We start from the raw sequence: 13,892 nt of genomic DNA on the forward strand, positions 1-13,892 counted from the left end.
ACAGTTGTGGACCTGCATGGACCAGCACTGTCTATTGGGCCGGATTCTGGGGCTCGCTCCGCCCTGGCACGTGACACTTCGATTTGGATGAAGATACAAGCGAAGCAAGAGTACCCGTTGCATCGCATCAACCTCAGCGGGGTACAGGTACAGGCTGGAATTCACAGCGGCATGGACGGGGATTAAAAGTGCTGATGTATTGAGCGCGGCAGGTGATTCACATATAATTGACGACATTACAATAATGACAAAAGGTGCTCCGGATGCTGAATCACGTACTTGCCAATAGTGTCGTGCGCAAGGATGTGTGTCCGGAGGATGTGTCGGACTACGTGAACACCCATATCGGGCAGCACCGGCTCACGCTGCTCGAGCCAGGCAAGATACGGTCGTCGCTGCGCTATGCCAATTTTGCCCAGCTGGGGCTGTCGCACATTTCCTATGGCGGCCAGGTACGGGTGCATTCACCGGATCTTGAAGAGGTCTACCATCTTCAGGTGGTGACCAGTGGTTCCTGCACCTGGAATTTCGACGAGGATCGGTTGTCGCTGTCCGCCGGTCAGGCGTTGATGATGAACCCCCAGGAAAAGAGCGACCTGACCTATTCCAGCGATTGTCAGAAGCTGATCGTAAAAATCCCCGAAGCCATATTGAAAGCCGCCTGTGTCGACAACGGCCGGGCCCTGCCCAGGGATGGTCTGCGTTTTCAACGTCAGGTAATGGATCTGAATGCGTCCATGGCCTTTATGCGCCTGGTGGAGGCGGTGTATGAAGAAGCCTCCGAGACCTGTGTGGATATTGCCAGTGTGTCCCAGGCTTATGCCGACCTGCTGGCCAACAAGCTGCTCTCGATCTTCCCCTGTAACCTGTTACAGGAAAACGCAGCTCCGGGTGCCGATAAACAGCTGCAGCTGATTCGCCGTTACCTGCAGGATCGTATTCGCGATGATATTACCGTGGAGGAGCTGGCCTGCCTTTGTCATGTCAGTGTCCGCAGCCTCTATAACGTCTTTGCCAAGGAAGTCGGCACCACGCCCAAGCTGTTCATCAAGCAGATGAAACTGCAAAGCCTGCACGCCGATCTGAAGCAGGGCATCAATGCCAGAAATGTAACCGAGATCGCGCTGGATTACGGCTTCAGCCACCTGGGGCGTTTTTCATCAGACTACCGCAAGATGTTTGGCGAGCTGCCATCCGAAACCCTGCGCAGGGTTCGTTAGTTGCTTGCCAGGCATCCAGGCAACCAGCCTGACCGGCTCTTGAAATGATACCTGCTAAGCGGCCTGGGCGTTCGATTGGGCCTGGTACCAGTCGATGCAGGCCTTGGCCAGGGCGTCGGTGGCATCGATTCCCGCATTGCCGGGGTGCGAGCCCAGTGAGTCCAGCGCCAGCGGAATCTCGGTACACCCCAGAATGACGCGCTCCACACCCGTTTCCAGCAGCGTACGCAGGCAGGATTCCAGTATCTGTGCGCCTTCTGTCAGTGCGCCAGACTTGACCCGGTAAATGCCCTGCATGATCCGCTGCTGCAGCGCGGCGGGATGCTCGACCAGGCGAATGCCGTAACGCGCAAGTTCCCTGGCATAGAAGCCCGCCTTCAGGGTGCCATCCGTTGCCATCAGTCCGACCGACCAAATCCCCTGCGCCGCCAGCGGTTCGGCGCAGGCGCGGGCAATATGCAGTATCGGCACGGGGCTTATCCTGGCCAGATCCCCGTGCCAGTAGTGGGCGGTATTGCACGGGATGGCGATGCAGCCAACACCGGCTGCGACCAGGGTCTGCAATCCCTTTTCCAGTGCCGCCAGCGGCGACTCCCGGTTCCCCATCAGGCAGGCGGTCCGGTCCGGTATCTGGGGCACGCTGTGTATCAGCAGCGGAAGATGCTCCTGGTCCCGCGTCGCGGCCGTCTGGTTGATGATTTTGCGCACGAAGTCGACCGTTGCCAGTGGACCCATACCGCCCAGAATACCCATAGTCATGTTCATCTGCTGCTCCCTGATTGACAGGGCCAAAGCTACAGCGGCGGTGCCGGGCGCGGCCAATGCCGGCTGCGCAGGGCCCATGCCGGTTCTGCATGGGCTGATGAAATCCGTTTGCTAATCAACAGGATATTGGTTATATACCTGCCCGGTATGGGGCAGGCAATGTTGGCATAGGGGCTGTCGGAGCGCGAAACCGTTTTGGCTGCAGCCTATACTGGGCGATAACATGGCCGGGCGACTTGCGGTTGGGTTCCGTGCCGGCAAGGGCGCTTGACGACGTCAAAGGGCAGTTTCCTGATGAACATTGAAACCAAATGGCTGGAAGATTTCCTGTCTCTTGCCGACAGCCAGAGTTTTTCCCGCTCTGCCGAAGAGCGCCACCTGACCCAGCCGGCATTCAGCCGGCGCATCAAGGCCCTGGAGGCCGCCGTGGGCGCTCAGCTGGTCGACAGGACCAGCGTTCCGGTGCACCTGACCGATGAAGGGGCGTTGTTCCGGATGACGGCCAGGAACCTGGTGGCCCAGCTGCGCGAATGCGTTAGCCATCTGCAGTCCCTGCGCAAAAAGGGGACGCGCGTTATCGATGTCGCTGTTTCCCACACGCTGTCGCTGTCGCTGTTTCCGGCCCTTATTCAGTCGCTCCAGCATGAACTCGAAGACACGCGCACGCGGCAGCTGGTGGCCAATGTGGATGACAGTGTGCAGGCCCTGAAAAACGGCATCTGTGACTTCCTGCTGGCGTTCGAAGATCCCACCCTGGCCTCGGAGCAGTTCCGCAGGCTTGAACTGCAAACCGAAACGCTGGTGCCCGTTTGCCGCAGCGATGAGGAAGGCCGGCCGTTGTTCGATCTCGATGCGGACGGGGCACAAGAGGTGCCCTATCTCAGCTACCCGAGGGAGATCTATCTCGGGCGCTGCGTGGAGCGGCTGCTGGCGCGTGCGCCGCATCCGGTAACGCTGCGACCCACCTTCGAATCGCCGCTGGCCGACAGTCTCAAGGTGATGGCGCTGCAGGGGATGGGGGTCGCCTGGGTGCCGTCGTTCGCGATCCGTGAAGAGCTGCGCCAGGGCTTCCTGACGGTCTGTGGCGGGGCGGCCTGGCAGGTTCCACTGCAGGTGAGCCTGTACCGCTGCAGTCGGGCGCTGAGCCAGGACGTTGAAATGCTGTGGCAGGTGCTGGAGCATCGCTATGGCGCTGCGGTGGCAGACGTGAGCGGGAGCTTGTAGATGGCAGCGTTGCAGATCGCCGTCGTACGACGCCTGATCCCGTTGCTGCTGGGGTTTGCCGTCGCCCTTGCCGGCGCTGCCCAGGCCGCCGGCCGCGGCCAGGCATCCAGGGATGTCATCATCGTGGCCGGTGATCACAACTATCCGCCCTACGAGTTTATCAATGCCGATGGCCAGCCGGATGGCTATAACACCGACCTGACCCGGGCCATTGCCGAAGTCATGGGCATGGACGTCGAGATTCAGCTCGGCGGCTGGGCCGAGATGCGCCAGCGCCTGGATAACGGCGAGGTGGATGCGCTGCAGGGCGTGTCCTATTCGGCCGACCGGGCGAAGATTTACGCATTTTCGCCGCCCCATGCCATCGTTCACCATTCGGTTTTTGCCCGCAAGGGCGACGCCCAGATCACCGACCTGACGCAGCTGCGGGGCAAGGAGGTGATCGTGCAGGAGCAGGGTATTCTGCACGACCTGATGCTGCACGATGATGTCGGCGCCAAGCTGATTCTGGCGGACACCCATGCCGATGCGCTGCGCCTCCTGGCATCGGGCAAGCACGATTACGCCCTGGTCGCCAACCTGCCGGGGCTCTATCTGGGCCGCGAGCTGGAGCTTTCCAATATAGTGCCGGTGGGCAAAACCTTTGCGGCGCAGCGCTATGGCTACGCTGTTCTCAAGGGCCATGCCGAGCTGCTGGCGCAGTTCAGCGAAGGCCTGGCCATTCTCAAGAATACCGGGCGTCAGCAGGCGATCTACGACAAGTGGTTTGGCCCGCTGCAGAGTTCCGGCGTGCCCTGGAAGAAGATTGGCCAGGTCGCAGGCCTGGTGTCGATTGTGCTGCTGCTGGTGCTGGGCGCTATCGTGATCTGGAACCGGATGCTGACCCGTGAAGTGACCCGGCGCACGCAGGAGCTGCAGATCCAGCAGCAGAAGCTGATCCAGGCCGACAAGATGACCTCCCTCGGTGTACTGGTGTCGGGCGTGGCCCATGAAATCAACAATCCCTGCGGCCTGCTGCTGTTGAATCTGCCGGTGCTGGAGGAAGTCTACCGGGATAGCGCGGATATCCTGGAAGCTCATTACCACGAGCATGGCGATTTCGATCTGGGCGGCCTTTCCTACGCCCGCATGCGCGACGAGGTCCCGCTGATGCTGGATGACATGCTGGCCGGCGCCCAGCGCATCCGCCGTATTGTGGATGATCTGCGGGATTTCGCCCGCCAGGGGCCGGTGGAGCTGAGTGAATCGGTTGACCTCAACGCGGTCGTTGCCACCGCCATCCGGCTGGTCGACAATACCATTCGCAATGCCACCGATCATTTCAGGGTCAGTTACGCCGCAACCGCGCCGGCCTTCAGGGGCCACGGCCAGAAAATCGAACAGGTGGTGATCAATCTGATTGTCAATGCCTGCCAGGCGCTGGAGTCGCGCGACAATGCCATCACCGTCACCACCCGCTATGATTCGGCCGACGGCATGCTGCGGCTTGAAGTGCTGGATGAGGGGCGGGGTATCGAGCCGGAAAATCTATCGCAGCTGAGCGACCCCTTCTTTACCACCAAGCGGGAGCAGGGCGGTATGGGGCTGGGTCTCTCGGTCTCAGTCAGCATCGTGAAGGAGCATGCCGGCATGCTGGAATACTACTCCAGCCCGGCAAGGGCACCCGCGCGGTGTTGTCACTGCCTGCCAACCAGGGGACCGAATCAACATGAGCAGTAATCTGTATCCGACCTTCGGCGTCCTGCTGGTCGATGACGAGGCCCCCTTCCTGCGCAGTCTCAGCATTGCGCTCGAGCGCCGTGGCGGCATCAATCATATAGTGCGCTGCGAAGACAGCCGTGAAGCCATGGGCATTATCGCCCGTGAGCCTATCGGGCTGGTGCTGCTTGATCTGACCATGCCGCACCTGTCCGGCGAGGCACTGCTGCAGCGAATCGTCGAAGAGCACCCCGATATCGGCGTCATCATCATCAGCGGCCTGAACCAGCTGGAAACCGCCGTCAACTGCATCCGCCTGGGTGCCTACGACTACTTCGTCAAGACCTCCGAGGAGGACCGTCTGATAGAGGGCATCCGCCGTGCGATCCGGATGCAGGAGATGCGGCTGGAGAACCAGGAGATGCGCCGGCGCTTTCTCAGCGATACGCTGGAGCGGCCGGAGGTCTTCGCCGATATAGTGACGAGGGACAAGGGCATGCGATCGGTGTTCCAGTACCTGGAGGCGGTCGCGGGCAGCAGTCAGCCGGTGCTGATCACCGGCGAAAGCGGCACCGGCAAGGAGGCCATCGCCCAGGCCATTCATACGCTGAGCGGGCGTAACGGCCCGCTGGTCTGCGTCAATGTTGCGGGCCTGGACGACAACATCTTCGCCGATACCCTGTTCGGCCACCACCGTGGCGCCTTTACCGGTGCCGACAAGGCGCGGGCGGGCATGATCGAGCAGGCCGGCAACGGCACCCTGTTTCTGGACGAAATCGGTGATCTCAGCCTGGCCTCGCAGGTCAAGCTGCTGCGATTGCTGCAGGAGGGCGAATACTATGCCCTGGGCAGTGACAGGCCCAAGCGCATCCGCGCGCGGGTGCTGGTGGCGACGCACCAGAACCTGGAACACAAGCAGCGCGACGGCGCCTTTCGCAAGGATCTTTACTACCGGCTGCGCACCCACCAGGTGGAGTTGCCGCCGCTGCGCCGGCGCCAGGATGACATCGGCCTGCTGCTTGACTATTTCCTGGCACAGGCGGCAGAGGAACTGGGCCGCACCAGGCCGACGGTGCCCAAGGAGCTGCCGGTACTGCTGAAGAACTATGCCTTTCCCGGCAACGTGCGGGAACTGCGGGCTCTTTGTTACGACGCCCTGAGCCAGCACCGCGCCGGTGTGCTGTCGATGGACGTCTTCCGTCGGGTGGTTGGCCAGAGCGGCGCGACGCCGGAGCCTGAAACGGTCGCTGCGTCGCCGCTGTTCGCCCCTGATCAGCCGTTGCCGACCCTGCAGGAGGCGGCCGATCTGCTGGTGGCCGAAGCGATGAAAAGGGCCCAGGGCAATCAGTCCCTGGCCTCGCGGCTGCTGGGCGTCTCGCAGCCTGCGCTCAGTAAACGGCTGAAAAAGTCCCAGCCCGGTTGAGCCGGTGGCACCCCTATAACCAGGGTTATAGCCATACATCTGGAATACTTCTGTAACTCATTGATATAAATATGTAATTAGGCGTTATTTCGCGCTGTCCATAACTTTCGTTATACCCCTGCTGTGTTTTTCAATGCTGCTTTATTTGTTTATTTAATCCAATAAAAACAAAGATATAAGATATTTTCTTTGTCTTGGCATCGTCCTTGCTATTTACCTGTCAGAGAGCGCGCCATCACCCCGGGTTCCGGGTTCCGGGTTCCGGCCTTCGGGATCGGTGGCATGGCCGCTACAACAATAAACAGCAGGGGATAAACACGATGGGCCAACACCAACCAGTGCAACAGTTGAACAACCGGCGGCGGGAGAAGGATCTGCTTGGCGAAGCCTGGGTTCCCACTGAGGCGTACTACGGCATTCAGACTCAGCGTGCCCGCGACAATTTCGATCTCAGTGGCATCAAGCTCAATCTGTTTGCGCAGCTGATCAAGGCGCTGGCGCTGGTGAAGATGTCCTGCGCCAAGGCCAACAATCAGCTGGGTCTGCTGGACGACACCAAGGCCGATGCCATCATGGCCGCTGGCAAGATGCTGCTTGATGGCAAGTACCATGACCAGTTCGTGGTTGACATGATTCAGGGGGGCGCCGGTACCTCAACCAACATGAACGCCAACGAAGTCATGGCGAACATCGGCCTTGAGTGTCTGGGTCATGCCCGGGGCGAGTACGCCTACCTGCATCCCAACAATGACGTCAACATGTCCCAGTCGACCAACGATGCCTATCCCACGGCGGTGCGCCTGTCGATCCTGTTGAAACACAGCGATCTGGTAAAAGCCCTGGCCTCCCTGCGGGACGCCTTTGCCGCCAAGGGCGAGGAGTTTGCCGACATCATCAAGATGGGCCGTACCCAGTTGCAGGATGCGGTACCCATGACCCTGGGACAGGAGTTCCAGTCCTTTGCCAGCACCCTGGGCGAGGATATCCAGCGCATCGATGGGCTTTCTGAACTGCTCAAGGAAGTGAACCTGGGCGGTACGGCCATAGGAACCGGTATCAACACCGACCCCGAATATGCACGCCTGGCGGTGGGTTACCTGTCGCAGCTGAGCGGCTTCGAATTCAAGCGCGCCACCGATCTGGTGGAAGCCAGCTCCGACATGGGCGCCTTCGTGCTGTTTTCCGGCATGCTCAAGCGCCTGGCCGTGAAGCTCTCCAAGATCGCCAACGACCTGCGCATGCTAAGCATGGGACCGCGCTGCGGCCTGAACGAGATCAACCTGCCGGCGCAGCAGCCCGGCAGTTCCATCATGCCCGGCAAGATCAATCCGGTGATCCCGGAAGCGGTCAACCAGGTCGCCTACCAGGTGATCGGCAATGATATCGCCATCACCATGGCGGCAGAAGCCGGTCAGCTGCAGCTCAACGCCATGGAGCCGCTGATCGCCTACAACGTGCTGGAATCGATCCGCATGCTGACCCAGGCCATGGACATGTTCCGCAATCGCTGCGTGCGCGGTATTACCGCCAACCGCGACCGTTGTCAGGAACTGGTGGACATGAGCATCGGCGTTATCACCGCCGTGGTGCCCTACATCGGTTACGAGAACTCCACCCGCATCGCCAAGAACGCGCTGGAAACCGGGCGTGGCGTACTGGAACTGATCCGCGAAGAGGAGCTGATGAGCGAAGAAGAGCTCAATGAGGTGCTCAAGCCCGCCAACATGATTCGCCCGCAACGGCGCCGCCCGAGCAGCGCCAAAGGCGTTTAACAACAACAATGAAGGAAAGATCCATGCAACACGCAACGATAGAGCAATTCCGTGCAGGTTTCTGGAGCCGGCTGGCACTGTGGAAGAAAATCCTCATCGGCATGGCCCTGGGCATGCTGGCGGGTGCGCTCCTGGGCCCCGACGCCGAGATGCTCAAGCCGATCGGCACGCTCTTCATCAATGCCATCAAGATGCTGATCGTGCCGCTGGTCTTCTGTTCGCTGGTGGTCGGTGTGACCTCGATGCAGGATACCCGCAAGCTCGGCCGCATCGGCCTCAAGTCACTGCTGCTCTATATGGCAACCACGGCCGTCGCGATCAGCATCGGTCTGGGGATGGGAATTCTGTTTTCGCCCGGTGAGGGTATCAACATGGTGGCGACCGACAGTGGCGTTGCGGCCAAGGAGGCGCCGACCCTGGTCGAGACCCTGCTCAACATGGTTCCGAAAAATCCGGTCGACGCGCTGGCGACGGGCAATATCCTGCAGATCATCGTCTTTGCGCTGGGCCTGGGCATTGCGCTGAACCTCAGTGGCGAGAAGGCGAAGCCCGCCGTGCAGCTGTTCGAAAGCCTGGCCGAAGGCATGTACAAGCTGACCGAGCTGGTGATGAAGCTGGCGCCTTACGGTGTCTTCGGCCTGATGGCCTGGGTCGCCGGCAAATACGGCATGGAAATTCTGCTGCCGCTGATCAAGGTGATCGTCGTGGTCTATATCGGCTGCATCATCCATGTGGTGGTGTTCTATTCCGGCCTGATCAGCACGCTGGGCCGACTGAATCCGGTGCGCTACCTGAAAGGGCTGGTCAACCCGGCGGCGGTGGCCTTCACAACGACCAGCAGCTCCGGCACCCTGCCGGCCACGATCAAGGCCGCCACCGAGGAAATGGGTGTATCCAAGGGTATCTCGAGCTTTGTGCTGCCGCTGGGCGCGACCATCAACATGGATGGCACCGCCCTCTACCAGGGGGTCTGTGCGCTCTTCATCGCCCAGGCCTTTGGTATCGACCTGACGTTCTCCGACTACCTGCTGATCATCATGACCTCGACCCTGGCGTCCATCGGTACCGCCGGTGTGCCGGGTGCGGGCCTGATCATGCTGTCGCTGGTGCTGACCACTGTCGGGCTGCCGATGGAGGGCCTCGCCATCATCGCCGGCATTGACCGTATCCTGGATATGGCCCGTACCACCGTGAATGTCTGCGGAGACCTGATGGTCACGGTGCTGGTTGGCAAGAGCGAAAACGAGCTGGATGAAACCATCTATAACCGCTCCAGTACGGCGGTTCAGCCAGAGCTGGCCTGACCTGCAGGAGGATACCCGGCCGGGTATCCTCCGTCTCTCTGATGTCAGCTTGCGCTGATATCGAACCTGCGATTCCTCTGCCTGTTCATCTGCCCGTTACACCGCTGCTAAATCGCCGTGCCGCAGATCAGTTTGGTCGTGCCTTTGGTCGTTGCAGTTAACAGGCGTTCAAGGCGCTGACCCGGCCGCACGTCGGTGTTGCTGGCCATGCCCATCAGGCTGATCACGGCCTGTATCTGTCCGCTGAGATTGAACACCGGGCTGCTGATGACGTTTATGTCCGGCAAAAAATCCCCGTAAAAGCACGACAGATTATCTTCCCTTGTCCTGTGTATCTGCGCGTAAAACGCCTCTTTGTCCAGTTGCCTGCCCTGGTGGCGGGGCAGGGCGCTGGGTGCCTCATAGAAGCTTTCGATGATCTCCTGTTGCCGTTGTGGCGGCAGATGGGCCAGAAACAGCCGGCCGGCGGCGGAGAAAAAGGGTGACAGCTCGCTGCCCAGGCGGATATTGACCGCCAGAACCTGACTTGAATCCAGCCAGTTGACGATCAGCGGCGTTTTGCCGTTCCAGATGGCCACCGACACGGTTTTGTCCGTGGCCAGGTGGAGCCTGGTCGCGGCATCGAAGGTGATCGGCATGGGATCAATGCGCTTGAGTGCCGCCATGCCCAGCGTCAGGCTGGCAGTGGCCAGGGTGTAGCGGGCGTTCTGTACCTGCACTATGTACTGCATGCGGCTGAGGCTGATCAGGTATTTGTGCAGTCGGCTGGAGGACAGGTCGAGCCGCAGGGACAGCTCCTTGAGGCTCAGCGGCTTGGGGGACTGGGCAATTTCGTTCAGTACCCGCAGGCCTATCTCCAGAGAGCCGATGCCCTGGCGGCTGGTTTCCGCAACGGAAGCCTGTGACGTCTTGGTTGATACCATGCTTACCCCTTCCCCAGTATTGCAATCAGACTTGCGATGCGCAGCCGTGCGCACTTGCGTCAATGGCGCGCAGTCTGCTACGCCTGCCATGCTGCCGTCAACGGTTGTCGAGGCCACCCGTGGCCGGGCGCCTCGCCATCAGGTTGTCACACACCCAGGTGCGATTCGACCTCGTCGCGCTGTTCGAGCAGTTGCTGGCTGTTGCCCTCGAAGACCACCCGTCCTTTTACCAATACAATATGATGATCACAGATTTTTTCCAGCACCTGGATGTTCTTGTCGACAATCAGGGTGGAGACGCCGCTGGCCTTGATGGTGCGGATCACCTCCCAGATCTCCTTGCGGATCAGGGGCGCCAGGCCTTCGGTGGCTTCATCCAGTATCAGCAGATCCGGGTTGGTCATCAGCGCCCGGCCTATGGCGAGCATCTGCTGTTCACCGCCGGACAGCTGGGTGCCCAGGTTGCCCAGGCGTTCCTGCAGGCGCGGGAAGGTCGCCAGCACCCGGTCGTAATCCCACAGCACTTCGCGGCGCTGATTGGGCCTTGCGGCCATCAGCAGGTGTTCCTTCACGGTGAGATTGTGGAACATGCCACGGCCCTCGGGAACGTAGGCGATATCGCGGCGCATGCGCTGCCAGGTCGGCAGCCCGTCGAGATCCTGATCCTGAAAACGTACCTGTCCGCTGCGCGGCGTCAGCACGCCGAGAATGGATTTGAGCGTGGTGGTCTTGCCCATGCCGTTTCTTCCCATCAAACTGACGGCCTGGCCCTTTTTAATGTCAAACGACACACCGTGCAGTACATGGCTGTCGCCATAAAGGGTATGCAAACTACGCACTTCCAATAAACTACTCATATCAAATCACCTCGTCGCCCTGACCTAAATACGCGATTTTTACGCGGGCATCGTCCCGCACCTGGTCTACGGTGTCGGTGATCAGGTGCTGGCCGTCCACCATCACGGTGAGCTGGTCCGACAGCTCGAACACCGCGTCCATGTCGTGTTCCACCAGTACGATGCAGTAGTCCTGCTTCAGGGTCTTGAGCAGGGCGATGATCAGCTGCGACTCTTCATGGCCCATGCCGGCCATGGGTTCGTCGAGCAGCAGCACCGAGGGGGCTGTTGCCAGCACAGTGGCGATTTCCAGCTGGCGCTGCTCGCCGTAGCTGATGCGCGAGGCCACCGCATCGCGCCTATGTGCCAGACCCACTTTTGCCAGTGCCTGCTCGGCCATTTCGGTCAGCAGTTTTTCGCTATGGCGTGAGCGGAAAATATTGAAGCTACCACCGATGCGGCGCTGCGCCGCGATGCTGCAGTTTTCCAGGCAGGTCGCGCTGGGATAGATATTGGTTTTCTGAAAACCCCGGCCAATGCCCCGGCGGCTGAATTCATAGGGCTTGATCGAATCGATGGCGTCCCCCAGGTGCACAATCTTGCCCCGGGTCGGCTTGTAGGTGCCGCACAGCAGGTTGAGCAGGGTGCTCTTGCCGGCGCCGTTGGGGCCGACAATGCCATGCAGCTGCCGGTCATGAAACTGCAGCGACAGGTCGTCAAGCGCCTTGAGTCCGCCCCAGTACTTGCACAGGCCTTCGGTTTCGAGCACCACTTTGGGCTCGGCCAGGCTGTGCCCGTGCGGGAGGGAATCAGCAAGGCTGGCTGTTTGTAATTCGATGCGACTGGTCATTTGCGTTTCCCCAGCAGAGATTCCAGGTATCCGGCCAGGCCATGCCGGAACGCCAGTACCATCAGGATGATCAGCGTACCCATGGGCAACAGCCAGTGTTCTGTCAGGTGCTCGAAGCCATAGTGCAGGCCCTCGTACACCAGGGTGCCGAGAATGGCGCCGTAGAGGGTGCCCAGGCCGCCGAGTATCGACATCACCAGTGCGGTGCCCGACGTCTGCCAGGACAGCATCGACGGATTGACGAAGCCGTATTGCAGCGCAAACAGATAGCCCGCGTAGGCGCCCAGTGCCGAGGCGATGACGTAGCTGGCCAGACGGAACTGGAACACGTTGTAGCCCAGGGCCGTGGTGCGCTCAGGGTTTTCCTGCACCGCATCGACAATGCGGCCGAACTTGGAGCGCATAATGAGCTTGAAGAACAGCAGGCAGTTGAACAGCGACAGCAGGCACAGATAGTAGAAGTGCGTCGGGTTGTCGAGATCGAACAGGTTCAGGCCGAAAACACTGGTCTCGGGTTTGACGTAAATAAAGACGCCGTCGTTGCCGCCGAATTCGGTTGAGTCCGAGAAGAAGTAAAAGCACATCTGCGCCAGTGCCAGGGTGATCATGATCATGTAGATGCCGCTGGTGCGCAGCACGATAAAGCCGACCACCAGGGCAATGGCCGATGCGATGACCAGCACATAGAAGGTGTAGACCCAGAAATTCACCGCCTCATATTCGGGGGTCAGCATTACGAACAGGTATCCGCCCAGGCCGTAAAAGAGCGCATGGCCCAGGGTAACCAGGCCGCAACGGCCCACCAGATAATCCAGTGACATGACAAAGATCGACAGAATCAGAATCGTTGCCAGCTTGTTGACGTAGAAGGTGTTCTGGTCCAGCAGCAGGGGCATTAACAGCGCCAGCGGGAAGAACATCCAGACAAACAGTTTTTCCGCACGATTGGTAAACATGGGATTTTCTCCGGGCTTGGCGTTAGCTGGCGAACAGGCCCTTGGGCTTCACCAGCAGGATCACCGCCATCAGGATATAGATCATCATGCTGGATACCTGCGGCAGCATGATTGACGAAAAGGTGTCGACAATGCCCACCATCAGCGCGCCGACAAAGGCACCCCTGATGGAGCCCATGCCACCGATGACCACCACCACGAAGCAGGAAATCAGCACATGCTCGCCCATGCCGGGCACCACGGAGACCATGGGTGCCGAGACGATGCCGGCAATGGCGGCCAGCGCAACGCCGGCGGCAAACACCAGGGTATAGAGGCGATTGATATCCACCCCCAGGCACTCGACCATGTCGCGGTTGGATTCCCCGGCACGGATCAGCATGCCCAGGCGCGTACGGTTGATGGTCAGGTACATGCCGATGGCAATCAGGATGCAGAGCAGGGATACGAAGAGCCGGTACACCGGGTACTCGATCATGTCGGTCAGCGGGATGGCGCCGTCCAGCCAGGCCGGTACCGCGACGCCCAGCGGGTCGTTACCCCAGAGAAGGCTTTGCAGCGCATTGAACACGAAGATCAGGCCGATGGTCAGCAGCACCTGATCCAGGTGGTTGCGCCGGTACAGACGGATGATCAAGGTGCGTTCGATCAGTATGCCCAGCAACAGGGCGACAATTGCTGAAATCACCGCCGCCATGCCGAAGCTGCCGGTCGTGTTAGTGAAGTACCAGGCCAGGTAGGCGCCGACCATATACATGGAGCCGTGGGCCAGGTTGAGAATGCCCATGACACCGAACACCAGCGTCAGGCCAGAGGCGATCAGAAACAGCAGCAGGCCGTACTGCACGCCGTTCATCAGTTGGAACAGAAACAGGGTTATATCCATCGTCGTGCGCCAGGTTGTCCGGCTGCCCACGCAGA

At 60.2% G+C, this 13,892-nt stretch carries 12 protein-coding genes; 6 read left to right on the top strand and 6 right to left on the bottom strand.

Going from position 1 to position 13,892, the window contains the following annotated elements; genetic code table 11:
- Nucleotides 1–263 precede the first annotated feature (263 nt).
- Nucleotides 264–1,220, top strand: coding sequence for an AraC family transcriptional regulator (locus MRS74_RS03530; RefSeq protein ID WP_254578891.1), 957 nt, complete (start codon nt 264–266; stop codon nt 1,218–1,220).
- Between the two features lie 54 nt (nt 1,221–1,274).
- Here the strand turns inward: MRS74_RS03530 and cuyB are convergent, their stop codons facing one another.
- Nucleotides 1,275–1,985, bottom strand: a complete 711-nt coding sequence (gene cuyB, locus MRS74_RS03535; protein ID WP_254578892.1) for a cysteate racemase — start codon at nt 1,983–1,985, stop codon at nt 1,275–1,277.
- 294 nt (nt 1,986–2,279) lie between these two features.
- Here cuyB and MRS74_RS03540 point away from each other — a divergent pair, with 294 nt between their 5' ends.
- From MRS74_RS03540 to MRS74_RS03560, 5 genes are all read left to right on the top strand, one after another.
- On the top strand, nt 2,280–3,209 hold the full coding sequence (locus MRS74_RS03540) for a LysR substrate-binding domain-containing protein (protein WP_254578893.1): 930 nt from the start codon (nt 2,280–2,282) through the stop codon (nt 3,207–3,209).
- The gene (locus tag MRS74_RS03545) at nt 3,210–4,928 is read left to right on the top strand and encodes a transporter substrate-binding domain-containing protein (RefSeq protein WP_254578894.1); all 1,719 of its coding nucleotides are present in this window, start codon (nt 3,210–3,212) and stop codon (nt 4,926–4,928) included. It begins immediately after the preceding gene.
- Entirely contained in the window at nt 4,918–6,330 is a 1,413-nt protein-coding gene (locus tag MRS74_RS03550) for a sigma-54-dependent transcriptional regulator (RefSeq protein ID WP_254578895.1), read from the top strand. The genes MRS74_RS03545 and MRS74_RS03550 overlap by 11 nt, the downstream gene beginning before the upstream one ends.
- Nucleotides 6,331–6,650: 320 nt before the next feature.
- Nucleotides 6,651–8,102, top strand: coding sequence for an aspartate ammonia-lyase (locus MRS74_RS03555; protein WP_254578896.1), 1,452 nt, complete (start codon nt 6,651–6,653; stop codon nt 8,100–8,102).
- A 23-nt stretch (nt 8,103–8,125) separates the two neighbouring features.
- Complete coding sequence (locus tag MRS74_RS03560; protein ID WP_254578897.1) at nt 8,126–9,406, top strand: dicarboxylate/amino acid:cation symporter; 1,281 nt, start codon at nt 8,126–8,128, stop codon at nt 9,404–9,406.
- A 107-nt stretch (nt 9,407–9,513) separates the two neighbouring features.
- Here MRS74_RS03560 and MRS74_RS03565 read toward each other — a convergent pair whose 3' ends face one another.
- From MRS74_RS03565 to MRS74_RS03585, 5 genes are all read right to left on the bottom strand, one after another.
- Complete coding sequence (locus MRS74_RS03565) at nt 9,514–10,329, bottom strand: IclR family transcriptional regulator (protein ID WP_254578898.1); 816 nt, start codon at nt 10,327–10,329, stop codon at nt 9,514–9,516.
- Nucleotides 10,330–10,475: 146 nt separating this feature from the next.
- On the bottom strand, nt 10,476–11,186 hold the full coding sequence (locus MRS74_RS03570) for an ABC transporter ATP-binding protein (protein ID WP_254578899.1): 711 nt from the start codon (nt 11,184–11,186) through the stop codon (nt 10,476–10,478).
- 1 nt (nt 11,187) lies between these two features.
- A complete protein-coding gene (locus MRS74_RS03575; RefSeq protein ID WP_254578900.1) occupies nt 11,188–12,015 on the bottom strand; it encodes an ABC transporter ATP-binding protein in 828 nt (275 codons plus the stop codon).
- Nucleotides 12,012–12,971, bottom strand: a complete 960-nt coding sequence (locus tag MRS74_RS03580; protein WP_254578901.1) for a branched-chain amino acid ABC transporter permease — start codon at nt 12,969–12,971, stop codon at nt 12,012–12,014. The genes MRS74_RS03575 and MRS74_RS03580 overlap by 4 nt, the downstream gene beginning before the upstream one ends.
- A 22-nt stretch (nt 12,972–12,993) precedes the next feature.
- The gene (locus MRS74_RS03585; RefSeq protein ID WP_254578902.1) at nt 12,994–13,857 is read right to left on the bottom strand and encodes a branched-chain amino acid ABC transporter permease; all 864 of its coding nucleotides are present in this window, start codon (nt 13,855–13,857) and stop codon (nt 12,994–12,996) included.
- Nucleotides 13,858–13,892: the final 35 nt, after the last annotated feature.

Source organism: Marinobacterium sedimentorum, from assembly GCF_024267675.1.
Lineage (GTDB): Bacteria > Pseudomonadota > Gammaproteobacteria > Pseudomonadales > Balneatricaceae > Marinobacterium_A > Marinobacterium_A sedimentorum.